The following is a 19,503-nucleotide window of genomic DNA, read 5'->3' as shown; positions in this document are numbered from 1 at the left end:
CAGGAATTCGTCCGGGTGTTTTGGACACTCACGGGAGGACGCGGGCATTCGGACGCTGCGGCCCGCAACGCGCGCTGCTGGCGGGGGAGCGGGGTCAGCCCCGGAAGCCGGCGGGGTTGGCGAGCAGGTCGCTGAAGGCCAACTCGGCGGGGCCCACGAGCATGAGCCGCGAGCGCAGGTGTGCGCGCTCGAGGCGGATCGTGCGACCCTCGGCCCCCAGCGGGTGCACACGCACGGCGTCGGCGAGGCGCTCGCGACTCACCGACAGCAGCGCGCCGAGGTACCCCGAGAGCACGACCGTCTCGGGGGCGAAGGCGTTGACGAAGTTCGTCAGGGCGAGCGAGAGCATCTCGACCTGGCGCGTCACCTCGGTCATCACGCGGGGATTGCGGGCGACGCCGAGCTCGACATCGAGTTCGTCCTCGTCGAGCTTGCGGCGCCCCAGCAGCGGTTCGATCAGGTCGAGGCTGACCTCGGCCTCGAGGCACCCGCGGCGTCCGCACACGCAGGGGCGACCGCGCGGGTCGACGACGGTGTGGCCGAGCTCCCCGGCGTAACCTGACGTCCCTCGCAGCAGGGTGCCGTCGATGATGAGACCGCCGCCGATGCTGTGCATCGCGCCGCCGAGGTACAGCAGGTTGCCGACGCCCACGCCCACGCCGAACCGCGACTCCGCGAGGGCGCCGATGCTGGCGTCGTTGCCGGCGGCCACCGGCATCCCGAGCTCGTCGCTCAGACGCGCCGCGACCGGATCGCGCTTCCACCCGAGGGTGGGCGAGACGAGGACGGAACCGTTGGCGTTGACGAGTCCGGGGACCGCCAGCCCGGCCCCGACCACGCGGTAGTGGCGGTCGATGTCGGCACGCATCGCCTCGACCGACGAGGCGACGATCTGGACGAACCGTTTCGGCGCCGGCGCAGTGGCGGTGTCGTGACGCAGACGGGCGTGCACCACCCCGCCGAGGCCGACCAGGGCCACGGTCACGGCGTGCGGCTCGGCGCGCACGCTGAGGGCGGCGACGTGGTCTTCGGGTTCGAGGTCGAGGGTGGGACGACCGACCTTGCCGGTGCGCTCCCCGCTCGGAGCCTCGCGGACGAGGCCGAGCTCGGTCAGCTCCATCACCAGGCCCGTGACCGTGGAGCGGTTCAGCCCGGTCATGGCGCCCAGCTGGGCGCGTGAGAGCGCTCCCCGGGAGTGGAGAAGCGACAGGACGGACGAGAGGTTCTGCTGACGGATCAGGTCGTTCGTCGTACGGCCAGCCGGCGGCGCGAGCGGGGTTGCGGGCTCGAACACGGCAGGGGTCATGAGAGGCGCACCTCTCCCATCATCCCATCGAGCGGACCGGAGTGTTCACGCGGCCGACGCACGGCGACGCGAAGGGGCCGACGGCCGGAGCGGCCGGGATGGGGAGCCGGCCGGGTGACCGGGCTCCCCATCCGGTCACGCACCGCCGTTGCGCCGCTTGTTGAAGATGTCGAACGCGACGGCCAGGAGCAGCACGATGCCCTTGATGGCCATCTGCCACGCGGCGTCGACGCTGAGGATCGACAGACCCATGTTCAGCACGCCCATGACGAGGCCGCCGACCACGGCGCCGACGACGGTGCCGATACCGCCCTGGACGGCCGCACCACCGATGAACACCGCAGCGATCGCATCCAGCTCGTAGTTCTGGCCGGCCGAGGCCACCGCACCGCCGGCACGCGCGGTGCTGACCACGGCGGCGAGACCCGCGAGGGCACCCATGTTGACGAAGATGAAGAAGTTGACCCACTTCGTCTTCACGCCGCTCATCACAGCCGCGAAGAGGTTGCCGCCCATGGCGTAGATGTGGCGACCGAAGGTCGTGCGGTTGAGCACGAACGTGTACGCGAGGACCAGCACGGCCAGGATGATCAGCACAATCGGGGTGCCGTTGTAGGCCGCGATCGTGAAGGCGGTGGCCATGATCGCGAGCACCGCGACGACGTTCTTCGCCCAGAACGACCAGGCGACCTCGCGCGGCAGCTCGAGGCGGCGCAGCGTCGCGCGGGTGCGCAGCTGCTGCACGACGAGCAGGACGCTGGCGATGGCGCCGAGGGCCAGGGTCAGGGCGTCCCAGTTGCCGAGGTAGCCGAGGAACGGCGGCAGCCAGCCGGCGCCGATGGCGGTGAAGCCGTCGGGCAGGCCGCTGATGGTGCCGCCGGTGAGCAGCACGAGAGTGAGACCGCGGAACAGCAGCATGCCCGCCAGGGTCACGATGAACGCGGGTATGCCGACGAAGGCGACCCAGAAGCCCTGCCACGCCCCGACCACGGCGCCGACGACGAGCGAGAGCAGGACGGCGACGAACCAGGGCAGACCCCATTGGTTCATCGCGATCGCCGCGATCGCGCCCACCATCGCCACGACCGATCCGACCGAGAGGTCGATATGGCCGGCGATGATGACCATCACCATGCCGATCGCGAGGATCAGCACGTAGGCGTTCTGCTGGATGAGGTTGTTGACGTTTCCGGGCATCAGCAGGCGACCGCCGGTGAGCACCTGGAAGAGCACGATGATGATGACGAGGGCTGCGAGGATGCCGAACTGACGGAAGTTGATGCGCGACAGGATGCCGCGACGTCGCGGCCCCGGCTGCGTCGGCGCGTCGACCGTCTGGGTGGATGCGGTGGCCATTGCTGTCAGTTCCTTCCGGCGGTCATGTGCCGCATGAGGTTCTCCTGCGTGGCGTCGTCGCGGCTGACCTCGGCCGTGATGCGCCCCTCGGAGATCGTGTAGATGCGGTCGGAGAGGCCGATGACCTCGGGCAGCTCCGACGAGATGACGATGACGGCCTTACCCTGGGCCGCGAGTTCGTTGATGATGCCGTAGATCTCGTACTTCGCCCCGACGTCGATGCCTCGGGTGGGCTCGTCGAGGATGAGCACGTCGGGCCCGGTGAACATCCACTTCGACAGGACGACCTTCTGCTGGTTGCCCCCGGAGAGTCGTCCCGTGATCGCGGCGACGCTGGGCGCCTTGATGTTCATCTTGTAGCGGTACGAATCGGCGACCTTGTACTCGCGGTACCGGTCGACCACACCGAGGCGGGCGAGACGGGCGAGGGCGGATGCCGAGACATTGACCTGGATGTCGCCGATGAGGTTGAGGCCGTACTTCTTGCGGTCCTCGGTGGCGTAGGCGATGCCGTGCTTGATGGCCGCGTCGACCGTGCGGACGTCGATCTGCTGCCCGTTCTTGTAGACCTCGCCGGAGATGCCGGTGCCGTACATGCGCCCGAAGATGCTCATCGCGAGCTCGGTGCGACCGGCACCCATGAGGCCCGCGAAACCGACGATCTCGCCGGCGCGCACCATGAAGGAGGCGTCGTCGATGACCACGCGTTCGGTGTCGACGGGGTGGTGGACGGTCCAGTTCTCGACGCGGAAGAGCTCGTCGCCGATGTCGGGTTCGCGCGGCGGGAAGAGGCTGTTCAGATCGCGACCGACCATGGCGCGGATGATCCGGCCCTCGTCGGTGTCGGCGTCGGAGCGGTGCATCGTCTCGATCGTGCGACCGTCGCGGATGATCGTGATGCGATCGGAGATGCGCAGCACCTCTTTGAGCTTGTGGCTGATGATGATGCAGGTGATGCCCTGCGTCCGCAGCTGGTCGATCAGATCGAGCAGGTGGGCGGAGTCGTCGTCGTTCAGCGCGGCGGTGGGCTCATCGAGGATCAGCAGCTTCACCTCTTTCGCGAGGGCCTTGGCGATCTCGACGAGCTGCTGCTTGCCGACGCCGAGCTCGAAGATCTTCGTCGCGGGGTTCTCGCGCAGCCCCACCCGCTTGAGCAGTTCGGCCGCTGCGGTGTTGGTGGCGTTCCAGTCGATGACGCCGCGACGCGACTTCTCGTTGCCGAGGAAGATGTTCTCGGCGATCGAGAGGTACGGGCTGAGCGCGAGCTCCTGGTGGATGATGACGATGCCGGCGGCCTCGCTGTCGTTGATCGAGCGGAAAGCCATCTGCTCCCCCTCGAGGGTGATGCCTCCCTCGAAACTGCCGGCGGGGTAGACGCCGCTGAGCACCTTCATCAGCGTCGACTTGCCGGCACCGTTCTCGCCGCAGATCGCGTGGACCTCGCCGCGGAAGACGTCGATCGACACGTCGGCCAGGGCGGGAACCCCGTTGAACGACTTCGAGATCCCCGACATGCGCAGGATCGGTTCGGTCATGGTGTGTGCTTGTCCCTCCGCCGCCGGTGGGGCGGCATTTCGGCTCCGCCGCCCGGGGGGCGGCACGGGGAGCGGCGGGGCGGGCGAACCCGCCCCGCCGCCGGGTAACTCAGAGTCCGACGTCGGATGCCTTCAGGAAGCCCGAGTCGATGAGCTTCGACTGCACGTCGTCCTTGGTGACCACCTCGGGGGTCAGCAGGTACGAGGGGACGACCTTCTTGCCGTTGTTGTAGGTCTTGGTGTCGTTGACCTCGACCTCCTTGCCGTCCTTGATCTCCTGGATCATCGTGAAGACGCGGTCGCCGAGGGCACGGGTGTCCTTCCAGACCGTCATCGACTGCGCACCGTCGAGGATCGCCTTGACGTTGGCCTTGTCGGCATCCTGACCCGTGATGATCGGGTAGTCGGCGCCGGGGGTGTAGCCGGCCGACTTCAGCGACGCCTCGATACCGATGGCGAGGCTGTCGTTGGGCGAGAGCACCACGTTGACCTTCTTGCCGTTGCCGTAGAACGACGAGAGGCGGTTGTCCATCTCGGACTGCGCCTTGTCGGAGGCCCAGCCCTGGATGCCGATCGACGCCCAGGCGTCGTCGTTGGCGGGCGACTTGCCGCTGGGGACGACCAGCTGACCCTTGTCGACGTAGGGCTTGAGCACGTCCCACGCGCCGGCGAAGAAGAACTTCGCGTTGTTGTCGTCGGGGCTGCCGGCGAAGGGCTCGAGGTTGAACGGGCCCTTGCCGTCCTTCAGACCGAGCTGCGTCTCGATGTACTGGCCCTGCAGGGTGCCGACCTTGTAGTTGTCGAACGTGGCGTAGTAGTCGACGTTCTCGCTGCCGTTGATGAGACGGTCGTAGGCGATGACCTTGGCGTTCTGCGACTTGGCCTCCTGCAGCACCGGGCCGAGGGTCGATCCGTCGATCGCGGCGATGACGAGGATCTTCGCGCCGCCGGAGAGCTGGTTCTGGATCTGACTGATCTGCTGGTCGGTCTTGTTGTCGGCGTACTGCAGGTCGACGGTGCAGCCGGCATCCTGGAGCTTCTTCTGCAGCTGCTCGCCGTCGTTGATCCAGCGTTCGAGGCTGCGGGTGGGCATGGCGATGCCGACGTTGCATTCGGTCGCGCCGCCGCCCGCGGCGTCTCCTCCGCCGTCGGCCGGACGGGTGGAGCTGCACGCTCCGAGACCGACGGCGAGTGCGGCGATGGCCGCACCGGTCAGAATTTTCTTCAGCATGTGATCTGCGTTCCTCTCTGAACAGCAGGGATCCTTCGATCCGTACCCGCGCCCTCCCCGGCGTCGGATCGGGTACGTCTTCGTTCCCGGCACTCTGGTCCGTCGAATTATGACGGCTCCGAAAAAATATCCACCGGAGGGGGTTTTGTCTATAGCCGCGTCAAAATTCGTGCGGGCCCGTGATACGACCGTGACGGAACGGTCGTCGAGCCGCTCTCAGCGCGTGTCGTGGTCGACGCCCGACCACAGGTCGCCGCACTCGACGAGCTGCGCGTCCTGCGCGATGAGGTACGGCCGCGCGCCGATGTCGCCCCGGATCGAGGCCGCCACGGGCGCCCAATGATCGCGACCCAGGAGCACCGGGTGACCGGGCGCCCCGTCATAGGTCGCCTGCGCGAGGGCGTCCCTGCGCGCGCCGCGTGCGACCCGAGCGACGGCGGATGCCGGGACGTCGGGGGTGTCGACGGGCAGCACCACGACGGAGTGGGAGGGCCCGGATGCCAGCGCTTCCAGCCCCGCGCGCAGCGACGCCGCAACGCCCGTGGCCCAGTCCTCGGCGCGAACGACCGAGACCCCGGTGGGCACCAGCGCCGTCGCGGCGTCGGCTTCGGCACCGAGCACGACGGTGACGTCGTGGCACCCGCCCTCGACCAGCGCGCGGGCGACGAGCGCGATCCAGGGTGTTCCGGCGCGAGTGCGGGCGAGTGCCTTGGGGCCTCCGAAACGCCGTCCGGCCCCGGCGGCCAGCACGAGGCCCGACACGGTTCCGAGGGGCGCGGCGGGCATGGTCACGACAGCGTAGCGTGCGCGAAACACGCCCCGATTACGGTCACATCCATGCTCGAACTGGCCGCCGACCTGGTGCCGCTGCTCGACGCGGGCGTGCCCGTGGCGGCCGTCACGGTCACCGCGGTCGTGCGCAGCGCACCCCGCGGGGTGGGCGCGACCCTCGCCGTCACGAGGGACGCCCGGGTGATCGGATCGATCTCGGGAGGCTGCGTCGAGAACGACGCGGTCATGCTCGGCCTCGACGCCCTGCGCACCGGCACCATCCGTCGGGCGCGCTTCGGTTTCGGCGACGACGACGCCATCACCCCGATCGCCGCGGGTCTCGCCTGCGGTGGGGCCGTCGACGTCGTCGCCTACCGGGTCGATGCGGCGCACCGACCCGCGCTCGAAGCGGCCCGAGACCGGCGCGAGGCGACGCTGCACCTCGATCTCGGTACCGGAGAGCCGCTCGTGCTGCACCGCCCGGCTCCTCCGCGACTCATCATCCTCGGTGCGGGCGAGCACGCGGCCGCCCTCTGCCGATTGGGAGCCGCGGCCGGTTTCGCGGTGACCGTCTGCGACGACTGGGCCCTCCTCGTGACCCGCGACCGCTTCCCCGACGCGGCCGAGCTGGTCGTCGGAGCACCCCACGAGGTCCTCGAGACCCTCCCCTCCCCTGATGCGCGCACAGCCGTGTGCGTCCTCACCCACGACGAGCGTCTCGACGTTCCCGCGATCCGCGCGGCACTGCGCCTGCCGGTCGGTTTCGTCGGGGCGATGGGAGCTCGCGCCACCGTCGCGCGTCGGGCGGCTCTCCTCCGCGCCGCCGGCGTGACGGATGCCGAGCTCTCGCACCTCCACTCCCCTCTCGGCCTCGACCTTGGTGGGCGCTCTCCGGAAGAGACGGCCCTGTCGGTCATCGCCGAGATCGTGGCATCCCGGAACGAGGCCGACGCCCGACCGCTGCGCGAGGCCGCCGGCCCCCGCCTGCACGCGATCGCGAGCGGCGTGGACTCGTGTGCTGCGAGGAGCGCATGAGCGTCGTCGTCGTCCGCGGCGCCGTCGCCGTCGTCGCGGGCTCCGAGCGCGTGCGCGAGGGAGACGTCACGATCGTCGACGGGGTCGTCGTCGAGAGCGCCGACACGACGGATGCCGAGATCATCGACGCCACCGGCTGCGTCGTCACGCCGGGACTGGTCAACGCCCACCATCACCTTCTGCAGACGGCGTTCCGCACGCTGCCGGGCACGCGCGGCATCCCGATGCGGGAGTGGCTCCCGGCCATGGCGGCGGCGTACGCCGAGGCGGGTGTCGACCCGGAACTGACCGGGCTCGCCGCTCGAGCGGGTCTCGCCGAAGCGCTGCTGTGCGGGGTGACCACCGTCGCCGACCACCATCTGACCTGGCCCGCCGACGCCGACACCGTCGCGATGGCCCGAGCGGCGGCGGACGCCGCGGCCGATCTCGGCGCCCGCCTGGTGTTCGTGCGAGGGGCGGCGCGCGACGACCCGCAGACCGCGGCCGCTTCGGCGGAGGCCATCGTCTCGGCCCTCGTCCCGGATCGTGCGGGCGGCGTCTCCGCCGACGGGATGCTGCAGGTCGCCGTGGGACCGGCCGGCGTGCACAGCGACCCGCGCGAGACGTTCGAGCTGCTCGGCGAGGTGGCCCAGCGCCACGGCCTGCGCCGACGCACGCAGGCCAACGAGGTCGTCGATGTCGAGATCGCCGTCTCGCGCTACGGGAAACGCCCCCTCGATCTGCTCGAGGAGTGGGGCTGGCTCGCTCCCGACGTCACCCTCGCGCACCTGTGCGCGGTGACCGATGACGAGATCGCGCGGGTCGCGGCGGCCGGAGTATCCGCAACCCACGCTCCCGGGTGCGACGTCCCCATGGGCTGGGGCGTCGCGCCGGTGCGGCGACTGCTCGACGCCGGCGTCGCCGTGGGCCTCGGCACGAGCGGCGGCGGCAGCAACGACGCGGGGCACCTGCTCGCGGACGCGCGCCTGGCCATGCAGGTCTCAGCCCTGGTGGGGCCGCAGGTGCCGGCATCCATCGTTCTGACGATGGCGACCTCGGGATCGGCCGATGGGCTGGGCCGCCCCGAGCTGGGGCGCCTGACTCCCGGCTCGGCGGGCGACCTGTGCCTGTGGGACGTCTCGGGCATCGCCGACGCCGGCGTGGCCGACCCCGTGGCGGGGCTGCTGTGGGCCGCTCCCGGTCGACGCCCGCGGACCGTCCTCGTGGCCGGACGCGTGGTCGTCGACGCGGGCCGACTGGTGCGCGTGGACGAACACGAGGTCGTCGCCCGACTGTTCGAGAGGGTGAAACGATGACCACCATGGCCCCCGTGATGGATACCCCCAGCAGCGATGAACGCCTCGGCGCTCACCTGCGTGGGCTGCGCAAGGCGCGTGGGCTCACGCTCACCCAGCTCGCCGAAGCCGCGACCCTGTCGCACCCCTTCCTCAGTCAGCTGGAGCGCGGTCTCGCACGCCCGAGCATGGCGAGCCTGGAACGACTCGCCCGGGCCCTGGGCACCAGCCGCGTCGAACTGCTCGCGGGATCGGAGCCGCCGCGCGCCGACCACGATTGCGAGCCCTCGTTCGTCGCGGCCGACGAGGGCGTAATCGGCCCGTACGCCGAGGGAACCGCCCGGCTGCTCGCCGAGGGTCCGCGCCGGTTCGAGCCCCTCGAGTTCACGGGGTCGAACTCCGCGCCCGGCGACCACTACGTCCACGAAGAAGACGAGTTCCTCACGGTGCTCGAGGGCTCGATCGTCATCTCGTTCGGCGGCTTCGGCGAGCGCACCCTGCGCGTCGGCGACTCGGTGTACTGCCGGTCGGGTACCCCCCACCGCTGGCACTCGCCGGACGGCTCGACGTACCGGCTGCTCATCGTGAAAGAGCTCGTGCACGGCGGCGGCGCCGATGACGCGGTCGAACAGGAGGACGCGTGAGCGCGGGAATGACGTTCGAAGCCATCGTTCGCGAGCGGCGGGATGCCGCGGACGGCGTCGTCGTGCTCGACCTCGAGCGCGCGACGGGGACTCTGCCCCACTGGTCGCCCGGAGCGCACATCGACGTCGTCCTGCCCGGCGGGATCGAACGGCAGTACTCGCTGTGCGGTTCGCCGGCCGAGCGCGGCACCTGGCGCATCGGGGTCCTCCGCGAGCGCGAGGGATCGGTGTGGTTGCACGAGAACGCCCGGGTGGGGTCCACCCTGCGCGTCCGCGGCCCCGCGAACCACTTTCTCTTCGCGCCCACCGCGGGCCGGTCGTACGTGTTCGTCGCCGGCGGGATCGGCATCACCCCGATCGTGCCGATGATCGAGGCGGCCGAGGCGGCCGGCGCCGAATGGACGCTGCTCTACGTCGGGCGCTCGCGCACCACGATGGCCTTCGTCAGCGACCTCGAGGCCCAGTACGGCGCCCGCGTCGAGGTGTACGCGGCCGACGAGGGACGACGACTCGACCTCCCCGCTCGCCTCGGCACGCCCGTGGCTCGCACGGTCGTCTACGCGTGCGGACCCGCCCGTCTTCTCGAGGCCCTGGATGCCACGATGTCGGTCTGGCCGCGCGGAAGCCTGCACGTCGAGCGTTTCGAGGCCAAGGTGCTCGGGCCCCCCGTCTGGACCGAGCCGTTCGAGGTCGACCTGATGATGTCGGGGCTGACGGTGACGGTGCCGCCGGAGCGCTCGGTGCTCGATGTCATCGAGGAGCAGGGCATCGTCGTTCCCTCGAGCTGCCGCGTCGGCACCTGCGGCACGTGCGAGGTGGCGGTGGTCGACGGCGACATCGAGCACCGCGACTCCGTCCTCTCCCCCGAGGAGCAGGATGCCAACCGCTCGATGATGCCGTGCGTCTCGCGTGCGGCGTGCGCGCGGATCACGCTCGAGCTGTGACGCCTCTCGACGGCGCGTCGTCAGCGGTGAGGTGAATCGGCCGTACCCGCGGAGGCTGCGACCCGAGGGGCACACACGGCGGCGACCACGAGCGGGGCGGCGAGCATGACCCACGCCGCAAAGGGGGCGGCGGTCCAGCCGAGCAGGGCGCCGACCGCGACGTTGCCGATGAGCACGACCACGCCACCGCACGTCGACAGCAGACCGAAGAACGATCCCGTGGGCAGGGTCCCGGCGAAGCGAGGCACGAGTCCCTGCGCGGTGGGGTTGGTCGTGAGGTGCCCGAGGATGACGAGACCGGCGGCCGCGAACACGGCGACGATACGCCCGGTGGGGTCGAGCGGCACGACGGCACTGGCGGCGACGACGGCGAAGCCTGCCGCCGAGAGACCGTAGCCGACCCGCAGGGCGCGGGCCGCGCCCACGCGGTGGCACCAGCGCGAGACCGGCAGCTGCAGCACGAGGGTCAGGGCCGAGACCCACGCGAACATCGCCGCGACCACCGCGGGGCCGGCCTCGGCGCGCGCGAGCTGGAGGGGGAGCGCGAGATAGAGCTGGTTGAAGGCGAGCAGGTCCGCCGCGTGGAGGGCCGAGAACGCGACGAAGCGGCGATCGCGGAGGGACCACCAGCGTCCGTGGATCCCCCGCTCGGTCGACGCGGGCTTCCGACGCGGCAGGGCGAACGCGAGGAAGACCCCGATCAGCACGAAGAGGGCCGCCCCGGCGAGCGCGACGACGACGAAGCCCCACCCCAGCAGGGCGGCACCCACGAGGGGTCCGAGCACCGCCCCGAACTCCCCCGCGACACTCAGCCACGCGAACAGCGAGGCGCGGTGTCGGGCACCCGCCGGAGCGCGGCGCTGCTCGGCATCCGCCACGAGGATGTTGACCCCCGGCGAGAAGAGCGCGCCGCCCAGGCCCGTCAGCACGGTCCCCGCGACGAACAGGGCGAGCTGCGGAGCGGGCGTGAGCAGCGACAGGGCGAGGGTGGCGAAGCCGAGCACGCGCACCGCACATCCCGTGAGGATCGTGCGGCGCGCGCCGAAGCGGTCGGCGAGCACCCCGCCGACGAGGAACATGCCCTGCTGCGCGAAGGTGCGCACCCCCAGGACGAGGCCCACCACGGCGGCGGTCAGCCCGAAGTCGTCGGTCATCACGAGGGCGAGGAAGGGAACGACGGCGAAGAAGCCGACGTTGAACATCAGCTGCGTGCCCAACAGCACCGGTGTGCGGGTGGCACGGGGCGGGGCGGGGGTGACGTGCACGGCGATCTCCGGGGGTGGGGGCGTCCAGCGCCTGAACGATCCTTTCATCCGCGCAGGCGCGCTCGCGAACGCGCTGTGGCGACGACGGTGACGAGAACAGGAGAAGAGACGAGAACAGGCCGATCGAGCCGTAATGGGCCTGTTCTCGTGACATCCCCTGTTCTCGTCGCGCCCGCTCGCGCGACCACCGCCGCCTGTCGGACAACTTTGTCGAGAGGGTCACGCGGGGGAAATACAGCGGAAACGCGTGGTTCCTAGCATCGGAACATCGCCGGATGTTGGTCACACCAACACTGACGCAGCCGCCTCGAGCGGCTCGCCCCGTTGCCGTGGCTCCCGTCCCGACGCTTGTCTTCTCGACTCCTCCGGAGGCCCTCGTGTCTGCCGCTCCACCCGTCTCCATCGCCGCTCTGCGCGGTGTGCGCCTCACCTCCGGCGCGCTCGTCGACATCGCGATCGACGGCGACGAGGTGCTCGCGGTGGTGCCGGCCGGCAGCCCCCTCCCCGAGACCGATGGCGAGATCCTCGACCTCGACGGATACCTCGTCACGACGGCCGGAGCCGAGCCGCACGCGCACCTCGACAAGTCCCAGTCCTGGGATGCCATCGACCCCCCGTTCGGCGACCTCGAGCGCGCGATCGAGAGCTGGCACGCTTTCGCCGTGACGCTCGACGAAGACGACACGTTCGAGCGAGCACGCGCCACGGCGCTGCGGATGCTGGCATCCGGGATCACCTCCATCCGCACGCACGTGGACCTGCTGCGCGGAGACGACGCCCTCACGGGCGTGCGCGCCCTGGTCCGGCTGCGCGCGGAGCTCGAGGGGATCATGGACCTCGAGCTCGTCGCCCTCGGCGGCCCCACCGTGCCCGACGAGGTGTTCGAGGCCGCCCTCGACGCCGGGATCGACCTGGTGGGCGGGGCTCCGCACCTCGCCCACGACCCGATCGCCGACCTCGAGCGGCTCATCGCCCTCGCTCGTCGCCGCGATGTCGGACTCGACCTGCACACCGACGAGAGCCTCGCCGGGGCGGATACCCTCGCCGCGTACGCGCGGGCCGTCACCGGCTGGCACCGCCCTCGCACCGCAGGGCACTGCGTACGCCTGAGCATGATGCCCGCGACCGCTCTCGAGAGCCTCGCGGCCGAGGTGCGCGCCGCCGACATCGGCATCATCGCCCTCCCCATCACCAACCTGTACCTGCAGGGATGGGGCGCCGACCACGCCATCCCCCGCGGAATTGCACCGATCGGCCGCCTCAAAGACGCGGGCGTCCGCGTCGCGGCGGGCGCCGACAACGTGCGCGACCCCTTCAACCCCGTGGGGCGCTGCGACCACCTCGAGACCGCCTCGCTGCTCGTCAGCGCGGCCCACCTCGCCCCGGCGGAGGCCCTGGATGCCGTCACCATCGGCGCCCGCGACGTGATGGGCCTGCCGATGGCCGGACCCGTCGCCGGAGCGCGCGCCGACCTCGTGGCGGTGAAAGCGGACTCGCTCGGCGACGCCGTGGCCTTCGCCAGCGCCGACCGCGTGGTGCTGCATCGCGGCCGGCTCGTCAGCCGCACCACCGTCTCGACCCAGACCGCTCTTGCCACCCTCGTCCCCGCCCCCGAACGGAAAGTGAGCGCCCCGTGACCCTGGCCTCTCCCGCCCCGGCATCCGTCGCGGATCCCACCGCGCCGCTGCTGGACTTCCGGAACGTCGCCATGACGTTCCCCAACGGCACCACCGCCCTCTCCGGCGTCGACCTCACCGTTCAGCGCGGCGAGTTCGTCAGCGTCGTCGGCCCTTCCGGCTGCGGAAAGTCGACCCTCCTGCGCATCGCCTCGGGTCTCGAGACCGCGAGCGAAGGCACCGCCACCGTGGCCACCGACCGCATCGGCTACGTCTTCCAGGACGCGACCCTGCTGCCCTGGCGCGATGTGCGCTCCAACGTCGAACTGCTCGCCGAGCTCAACTGGCAGCCCAAGCGCGTGCGCGCGCCGAAGGCGCAGTGGGCCATCGACCTCGTCGGCCTGAACGGCTTCGAGAAGCACCTGCCCAAGCAGATGTCGGGCGGCATGAAGATGCGCACCTCGCTCGCGCGGTCGCTGACCCTCGACCCCGAGCTGTTCCTGTTCGACGAGCCGTTCGGCGCCCTGGACGAGATCACCCGCGAGCGTCTGAACGACGAACTGCTGAAGATCTTCGTCGCCCAGAAGTTCGGCGGACTGTTCATCACCCACTCGGTCTCCGAGGCCGTCTACCTCTCCACCAAGGTCGTCGTGATGTCGGGCCGCCCCGGCCACCTCGTCGACACCTTCGAGGTCCCCTTCGACATGCCCCGCGATCCCGAGATCCGCTACACCGGTGAATTCGCGAAGCTCGTCGGCGAGGTCTCCCACGCCCTCCGGGAAGGACACTCATGAGCACCACATCCGCAGAGCCCGTCGTCTCCGACGCGGCCGAGTCCTCGGCATCCACTCCCCCCATCGAGCCGCCCCGCCCCCGCGCGGCGAAAGCCCGTCGCGGGTTCGGCGCGCGGGCCGCCCTGCTGGGCCCGCCGCTCGGCGTCCTCGTCGTGCTGCTGGGCATCTGGTACGCGATCTCGATCACCCTCAGCGCCTCGGGCAAGGGCTTCCTCATGCCCATGCCGCACGAGATGTTCACCTCGGGCTTCTTCGACCCGCAGGTGAGCAGCGACATCTGGATCGCCCTGTTCCGCACCACCGGGGTCGCCCTCGCGGGCCTCGGGATCGCAATGATCATCGGCATCGGCTGGGCCATCGCGATGTCGCTCGCCCGCTGGGTCGAGCGCTCGACCTACGCCTACGCGGTGGTGCTGCAGTGCATCCCGATCCTCGCCCTCGTGCCGCTGGTCGGCTTCTGGTTCGGCTACGAGTTCCTCGCCCGTGTCATCGTCTGCGTGCTGATCTCGCTGTTCCCGATGGTGTCGAACACGCTGTTCGGCCTGCAGTCGGTCGACAAGTCGCAGCGCGAGCTGTTCCGCCTGCAGAAGGCCGACAAGTGGACGGTGCTCACCAAGCTCACCCTCCCCGCCGCTCTGCCCTCGATCTTCGTGGGAATGCGCACCTCGGCCGGGCTCTCGGTCATCGGCGCGATCGTCGGCGACTACTTCTTCCGCCGCGGCGAGCCGGGCATCGGCTCGCTGATCGCCAACTACCAGTCGCGCCTGCAGAGCGCCGAGCTGTTCGCCGCCATCCTCGCGGCCTGCCTGCTGGGCGTGGCGATCTTCGCCTTCTTCGGCTGGCTGTCGAAGGTGGCCGTCGGCCGCTGGTACGACAGCGCCTCCTGACCCGCACCACCCCGACCCGGATGCCACAGCCTCCCTGTCACACCCGTGGCAGGGGCGGCATCCGGCGTACCCGAAAACACCCCGCACCCGAGAGCTCCACCCGTCACAGAAAGCGAACCAGCATGCAGCGCTCCACCCTCCTTCGCGGAACCGCCGTCACCGGCGCCGTCGCGATCGCCCTCACCCTCACGTCCTGTGCCGGCAGCGCCGCGGAGACCGCTCCGTCGAGCGACCTGGCGATCGGCTCGGTCGACCTCTCCGCCGACTGCCCCGCCACGATCGTGGTCCAGACCGACTGGAACCCCGAAGCCGAGCACGGTCACCTCTACGAGATGATCAAGGACAAGTACACGATCGACGCCAACACCAAGGCCGTCACCGGCCCTCTGATGTCGGACGGCGAGTACACCGGCGTCAACCTCGAGATCCGCGCCGGTGGCCCCGCCATCGGTTTCCAGACCGTGTCGGCGCAGATGTATCAGGACGACGCGATCACGCTCGGCTACGTCAGCACCGACGAGGCGATCCAGCTCTCGGGCACGACCCCGACCAAGGCCGTCTTCGCGCCGCTCGACATCAGCCCCACCATGGTCATGTGGGACCCGGCGACCTACCCCGACGTCAAGACCATCCAGGACGTCAAGCCCGCTCTGGAGAAGAACAAGGGCGTGTGGCGCTACTTCGACGGCTCGGCGTACATCGAGTACCTGAAGAGCTCGGGCCTGGCTTCGCCCGACATCCTCGACGGCTCGTACGACGGCACGCCCTCGAACTTCGTCGCCGCCGGCGGCAAGGACATGCAGCAGGGCTTCGCCTCGGCTGAGCCCTACGTGTACCAGAACGAGGTGTCGGCCTGGGGCAAGCCCGTCAAGTTCGCCCTGATCCACGACGCCGGATGGCAGACCTACCAGTCATCGATGTCCGTGAAGGCCGCCGACTTCGACAAGCTGAGCCCCTGCCTCGAGAAGCTCGTCCCCGTGCTGCAGAAGGCCGGCGTCGCGTACTACAAGGACCCGTCCGCCGCGAACGATCTCATCCTGAAGCTCGTCGACGAGTACGCCACCGGCTGGACCTACACGCAGGGCGTGGCGGACTACTCCGTCAAGACGCAGGTCGACCTCGGCCTCGTGGGCGACGGCCCCGACTCCACCTACGGCAACTTCGACGAGACCCGCTTCGCGGACTTCTTCACCAAGGCCAGCAAGGTGTACACCGACCTCGGCACCCCGCCCGCGTCCGGCTACACCGTCGGCGACCTCTACACGAACGAGTTCATCGACAAGAGCATCTCGTTCTGATCGCTCCGGCCCGGTCCGCCTCGTGCGGGCCGGGCCGGAACCTTCCCGCGAGACTGCATCTCGCTGACGACACCGTGACAGCCTGCGGCCGAGATGTCACCGAGATGCGGTCTCGATGCTCACCCGCGACCTCTCGCGCAGACCGCACCGCATCCGCCCCACCGTTCCACCCGGAGGAACACCCATGAGCGATACCGCCACCCGCGTCCTCTCCCTCGAGGACGAACTCCTCGACCTGCTCGGCCCCGCAGCCGTCAGCACCGAACCCCGCGTCCGCGAGCGCGCCAGCGTCGACGGCTCCCCCATGTCGCCGATCATCGCCGCGAAGCTCCCCCTCGGTCTCGCCGATCTCGTCGTCTTCGCCGCCGACGCCGAGCAGATCGCCACGGCCGTCGCCGCGGCATCCCGTCACGGCGTGCCCGTCACCGTGCGCGGCAAGGGAACCGGAAACTACGGTCAGGGCATCCCGATGCAGGGCGGCCTGGTCATCGACACCACGCGGGCGAAGGCGATCGTCGAGGTCGGCGACGGCTTCATCACCGCCGAGGCCGGCACCCCGATGGTCATGCTCGAGCAGGCCGCGTGGGCGAGCGGCCAGGCTCTGTGGATGTACCCCTCGACCGCGCAGTCGACGATCGGCGGGTTCCTCTCGGGCGGATCCGGCGGCACCGGCTCGATCGAGTACGGCTCCAACGACCGAGGGTTCGTCGCCGCGCTCGACGTCGTGCACGCCGACGGGAGCGCCGAGATCCACCACGTCGAGGGCGACGCGGCCCAGAAGTACGTGCACAACTACGGCACGGCCGGCGTCATCGTGCGCGCGACCGTCCGCCTCGAGCCGCTGCGCGAGTGGCGGGGCCTCTGGGCGAGCTTCCCCGACTTCGCCGGCACCCTGTCGGTGCTGCAGACCATCGGCAACCTCGAGCCCGCCCCTCGCCTGGTCTCGGGCGACGGCGTCGAGATCTCGGCATCCCTCCCCGCCGACGAGGCGATCCCCGAGGGGCGCTCGAGCCTGCGCGCGATCGTCGACGCATCGCTCATCGACACGGTGACCGCGATCGTCGAGGGTGCGGGGGGCCGCGTCGAGGCGGTGCGCGAGGGGCCGCAGGCCAGCATCCGCCTGTCGATGTTGAGCTACAACCACCCGATCGAGTGGTACCAGAAGAGCCAGCCGCACGAGGTGTTCCACCTCGAGGTCGCGGGGATGCCGCTGAGCGAAGACATCGAGGCTGTCGAGGCCGTGTTCCCCGGCGCGCACCTGCACATCGAGTCGACGAAGCAGCACCCGATCGGCATGCTCGCCGCACCGTACGTGAGCGAGGAAGACGTCTACCGCGGTATCGCCGCGCTCAACGGGATCGGGGTGGGCGTGCACAACCCCCACCAGTGGAACGTCGACTTCAACGTCGAGCAGACCGTCGAGACCGCGCGCGCCACCGACCCGCACGGCCTGCTGAATCCCGGCAAGCTCAACCCGGAGTACACCGGCGCACGCAAGGGAGCGATCCGTTGAGCCGGCTGCTCGCCGAGCTCAGCGGTCCCGCCGCGGCCGAGGCCCTCACCGAGAAGTCCATCATCGTGCTGCCCACCGGCGCGATCGAGCACCACGGACCGCACCTGCCCCTGGCGACGGATGCCATCGTCGCCGAGGCGTCCGCCACAGCCGCCGTCGCGCGGGCGGCGGCCCTGGGCCTGGACGTCTGGCAGTTGCCTACCCTATCGATCACGAAGTCGGACGAGCACTCGTGGGCTCCCGGCACCCTGTGGCTGACGCCCGAGACGATGATGCAGACCATCGTCGACATCGGCCGGTCGCTGCTGACCACCCGTGCCCGCACCCTGGTGTTCCTCAACGGCCACGGCGGAAACGTCGCCCTGCTGAACGTCGCCAATCGCGAGCTCCGCCGCCGCTTCGGACTGCGGACGTTCTTCATGCCGGCCGCGCGGGTGCCCTCGTTCACCGGCGCCGACGGGGGACCGAACGAGCACGGCACGGGCATCCACGCCGGGCACGGCGAGACGAGCATGATCATGCACCTGCGTCCCGAACTCGTCGACGCGTCGAAATTCGAAGCGACCGTGCCGGCACACATCGGCGACTTCCGCCACATCGGCTTCAACGGCAAGCCCGTGAGCTTCGGGTGGCTGTCGAACGACTTCGGCCCCACCGGGGTGCTGGGAGATCCGACCGGAGCCAACGCCGCTCACGGCGCCGAACTGTTCGAGGACAGCGTGTCGTTCGTGGTCGAAGCGCTCGAGGAGATCAGCCGATTCGACTACACGGCGTGAGACTCACGTCGCGGGATGCCCCGGGTTCGGCGGTGCGCGCGTGAGCGTCGCCGCCGAACCCGCGCGGGGTGTGCGGGCCTACGGCGAGGTGCTGCGCCTGCCCGGGGCGCGGACGTTCGTCGCCGCCGGCATCCTCGCGCGATTCCCTCGGGCGACGCTGTCGCTCGGGATCATCCTGCTCGTCTCGGCCGCCACCGGCAGTTTCGCCTCGGCCGGGCTCGTCGTCGCACCCCTCGTCGGCGGCATGGCGATCGCCGCGCCCCTGTGGTCGTCGCGCATGGATCGGCACGGCCAGGCCCGCGTCATCCTGGTGTCCCTCGGATGCCTCGTGCTCGCGGCATCCGGATTCCTCTCCCTCGTGCTGACGGGAGCGCCGTTGTGGACGTGGCTCGTCGCCGCGTTCGTGACGGGGGCGTCCACGCCCGATCTCACCTCGGCCGTGCGCGCGCGGTGGACCGTGCTCGCACCGGCCTCGCAGCGCACGGCCGCTCTCGCCCTCGAGACGATCGCCGACCAGATGGTGTTCATCGCCGGTCCCCCCGCCATCACGGCGGTCGCCGCGGCCGTCGATCCGGCGGTGGCGATGCTCGGCTCCCTCGGACTCGGAGTGGTCGGCGGGGTGTGGCTCGCCTCTCAGCGGGGCACGCAACCCGACTCGACGCCGCGCGGAGCTCGGCGTGGCCTCGTGCTTCCGCCCCTCGGGGTGATCCCGGTCGCGATCGCCTGCATCGCCCTGGGCGGGGTCTTCGGCTCCTTCGACGTGAGCCTCGTCGGCTGGGCCGAGCTGAGCGAGCGTCCGTGGCTGGCGGGTCCGGCCTTCAGCGCGCTGGCCGTGGCGATCGCGATCGGCTCGATCATCACGGGGGCGCGGGCCTGGAAGCTCTCACCCGCCGCCCGCTACATCGGCTTCGCGGCGCTGGCTGCGGTGGTCGCGGTGGGCCTTCCGCTCGCGCAGGGCTCCGTGCCCGCGCTGTTCGGCGTGATCATGCTGCTCGGGCTGGCGGTGTCGCCGGTGATGGTCTCCGGCATCCTCGTCGCATCCGCCCGCGCCCCGGAGGGGCGGGTGACCGAGACCCTCGCGTATCCGACGGCCGCGATGTCGCTCGGCGTGCCCATCGGCGGTGTGATCGCAGGAGCGGCTCTGGATGCCACGGGCCCCGCGGCGGCCCTGGTGACGATCGCGGTGTCGCTGGCGCTGGCCGCGGCGATCGCCGCGGTCGGTGAGGGGCTGCTGCGGGTGGCACAGCGTCGCTGACTC

General features: G+C 70.5%; 17 protein-coding genes. 11 read left to right on the top strand and 6 right to left on the bottom strand.

Annotated elements, in window-relative coordinates; genetic code table 11:
* Positions 1–94 precede the first annotated feature (94 nt).
* The 5 genes from QE416_RS06600 to QE416_RS06580 all read right to left on the bottom strand — a co-directional run bounded on the left by QE416_RS06600 (position 95) and on the right by QE416_RS06580 (position 6,214).
* Positions 95–1,306, bottom strand: a complete 1,212-nt coding sequence (locus QE416_RS06600; RefSeq protein WP_307314591.1) for an ROK family protein — start codon at positions 1,304–1,306, stop codon at positions 95–97.
* Between the two features lie 135 nt (positions 1,307–1,441).
* Positions 1,442–2,662, bottom strand: a complete 1,221-nt coding sequence (gene mmsB / locus QE416_RS06595) for a multiple monosaccharide ABC transporter permease (RefSeq protein WP_307314588.1) — start codon at positions 2,660–2,662, stop codon at positions 1,442–1,444.
* Positions 2,663–2,667: 5 nt separating this feature from the next.
* On the bottom strand, positions 2,668–4,197 hold the full coding sequence (gene mmsA / locus QE416_RS06590; RefSeq protein ID WP_307314586.1) for a multiple monosaccharide ABC transporter ATP-binding protein: 1,530 nt from the start codon (positions 4,195–4,197) through the stop codon (positions 2,668–2,670).
* Between the two features lie 109 nt (positions 4,198–4,306).
* Complete coding sequence (chvE, locus tag QE416_RS06585) at positions 4,307–5,428, bottom strand: multiple monosaccharide ABC transporter substrate-binding protein (protein WP_267789120.1); 1,122 nt, start codon at positions 5,426–5,428, stop codon at positions 4,307–4,309.
* Between the two features lie 216 nt (positions 5,429–5,644).
* Positions 5,645–6,214: an NTP transferase domain-containing protein gene (locus QE416_RS06580; protein ID WP_210072523.1), complete on the bottom strand. Its 570-nt coding sequence runs from the start codon at positions 6,212–6,214 to the stop codon at positions 5,645–5,647.
* Positions 6,215–6,265: 51 nt separating this feature from the next.
* Here QE416_RS06580 and QE416_RS06575 point away from each other — a divergent pair, with 51 nt between their 5' ends.
* Genes QE416_RS06575 through QE416_RS06560 form a run of 4 tightly spaced genes read left to right on the top strand, consistent with a single transcriptional unit; the run spans position 6,266 to position 10,096 of the window.
* On the top strand, positions 6,266–7,234 hold the full coding sequence (locus QE416_RS06575; protein WP_307314582.1) for an XdhC family protein: 969 nt from the start codon (positions 6,266–6,268) through the stop codon (positions 7,232–7,234).
* Entirely contained in the window at positions 7,231–8,529 is a 1,299-nt protein-coding gene (locus tag QE416_RS06570; RefSeq protein ID WP_307314579.1) for an amidohydrolase family protein, read from the top strand. The genes QE416_RS06575 and QE416_RS06570 overlap by 4 nt, the downstream gene beginning before the upstream one ends.
* Positions 8,526–9,152, top strand: coding sequence for a helix-turn-helix transcriptional regulator (locus tag QE416_RS06565; protein WP_307314576.1), 627 nt, complete (start codon positions 8,526–8,528; stop codon positions 9,150–9,152). Before QE416_RS06570 ends, QE416_RS06565 begins: the two co-directional genes overlap by 4 nt.
* The gene (locus tag QE416_RS06560; protein ID WP_307314573.1) at positions 9,149–10,096 is read left to right on the top strand and encodes a PDR/VanB family oxidoreductase; all 948 of its coding nucleotides are present in this window, start codon (positions 9,149–9,151) and stop codon (positions 10,094–10,096) included. Before QE416_RS06565 ends, QE416_RS06560 begins: the two co-directional genes overlap by 4 nt.
* Positions 10,097–10,116: 20 nt before the next feature.
* On the opposite strand, the gene QE416_RS06555 is transcribed toward QE416_RS06560, so the two are convergent.
* Positions 10,117–11,361 (bottom strand): MFS transporter, encoded by a 1,245-nt coding sequence (locus QE416_RS06555; RefSeq protein WP_307314572.1) that lies wholly within the window; start codon positions 11,359–11,361, stop codon positions 10,117–10,119.
* A 377-nt stretch (positions 11,362–11,738) separates the two neighbouring features.
* On the opposite strand from QE416_RS06555, the gene QE416_RS06550 reads away from it, so the two are divergent.
* The 7 genes from QE416_RS06550 (at position 11,739) to QE416_RS06520 (ending at position 19,500) form a co-directional block, all read left to right on the top strand.
* The gene (locus QE416_RS06550; RefSeq protein ID WP_307314570.1) at positions 11,739–12,998 is read left to right on the top strand and encodes an amidohydrolase family protein; all 1,260 of its coding nucleotides are present in this window, start codon (positions 11,739–11,741) and stop codon (positions 12,996–12,998) included.
* Positions 12,995–13,771 (top strand): ABC transporter ATP-binding protein, encoded by a 777-nt coding sequence (locus tag QE416_RS06545; protein ID WP_180993396.1) that lies wholly within the window; start codon positions 12,995–12,997, stop codon positions 13,769–13,771. Before QE416_RS06550 ends, QE416_RS06545 begins: the two co-directional genes overlap by 4 nt.
* The gene (locus QE416_RS06540; protein WP_307314566.1) at positions 13,768–14,658 is read left to right on the top strand and encodes an ABC transporter permease; all 891 of its coding nucleotides are present in this window, start codon (positions 13,768–13,770) and stop codon (positions 14,656–14,658) included. Before QE416_RS06545 ends, QE416_RS06540 begins: the two co-directional genes overlap by 4 nt.
* Positions 14,659–14,780: 122 nt before the next feature.
* Positions 14,781–15,956, top strand: coding sequence for an ABC transporter substrate-binding protein (locus QE416_RS06535; RefSeq protein ID WP_307314563.1), 1,176 nt, complete (start codon positions 14,781–14,783; stop codon positions 15,954–15,956).
* Between the two features lie 184 nt (positions 15,957–16,140).
* Entirely contained in the window at positions 16,141–17,469 is a 1,329-nt protein-coding gene (locus QE416_RS06530; protein WP_307314561.1) for an FAD-binding oxidoreductase, read from the top strand.
* The gene (locus QE416_RS06525) at positions 17,466–18,245 is read left to right on the top strand and encodes a creatininase family protein (RefSeq protein WP_307314559.1); all 780 of its coding nucleotides are present in this window, start codon (positions 17,466–17,468) and stop codon (positions 18,243–18,245) included. The genes QE416_RS06530 and QE416_RS06525 overlap by 4 nt, the downstream gene beginning before the upstream one ends.
* A 40-nt stretch (positions 18,246–18,285) precedes the next feature.
* The gene (locus QE416_RS06520; protein ID WP_307314558.1) at positions 18,286–19,500 is read left to right on the top strand and encodes an MFS transporter; all 1,215 of its coding nucleotides are present in this window, start codon (positions 18,286–18,288) and stop codon (positions 19,498–19,500) included.
* The last annotated feature ends 3 nt before the right edge of the window (positions 19,501–19,503 follow it).

Origin of the sequence: Microbacterium sp. SORGH_AS_0421 (assembly GCF_030818635.1) — a bacterium.
In the GTDB taxonomy this organism is placed as follows: domain Bacteria; phylum Actinomycetota; class Actinomycetes; order Actinomycetales; family Microbacteriaceae; genus Microbacterium.
The sequence above is the reverse complement of the archived record's forward strand: the minus strand, read 5'-3'. Positions and strand labels throughout refer to the sequence as shown.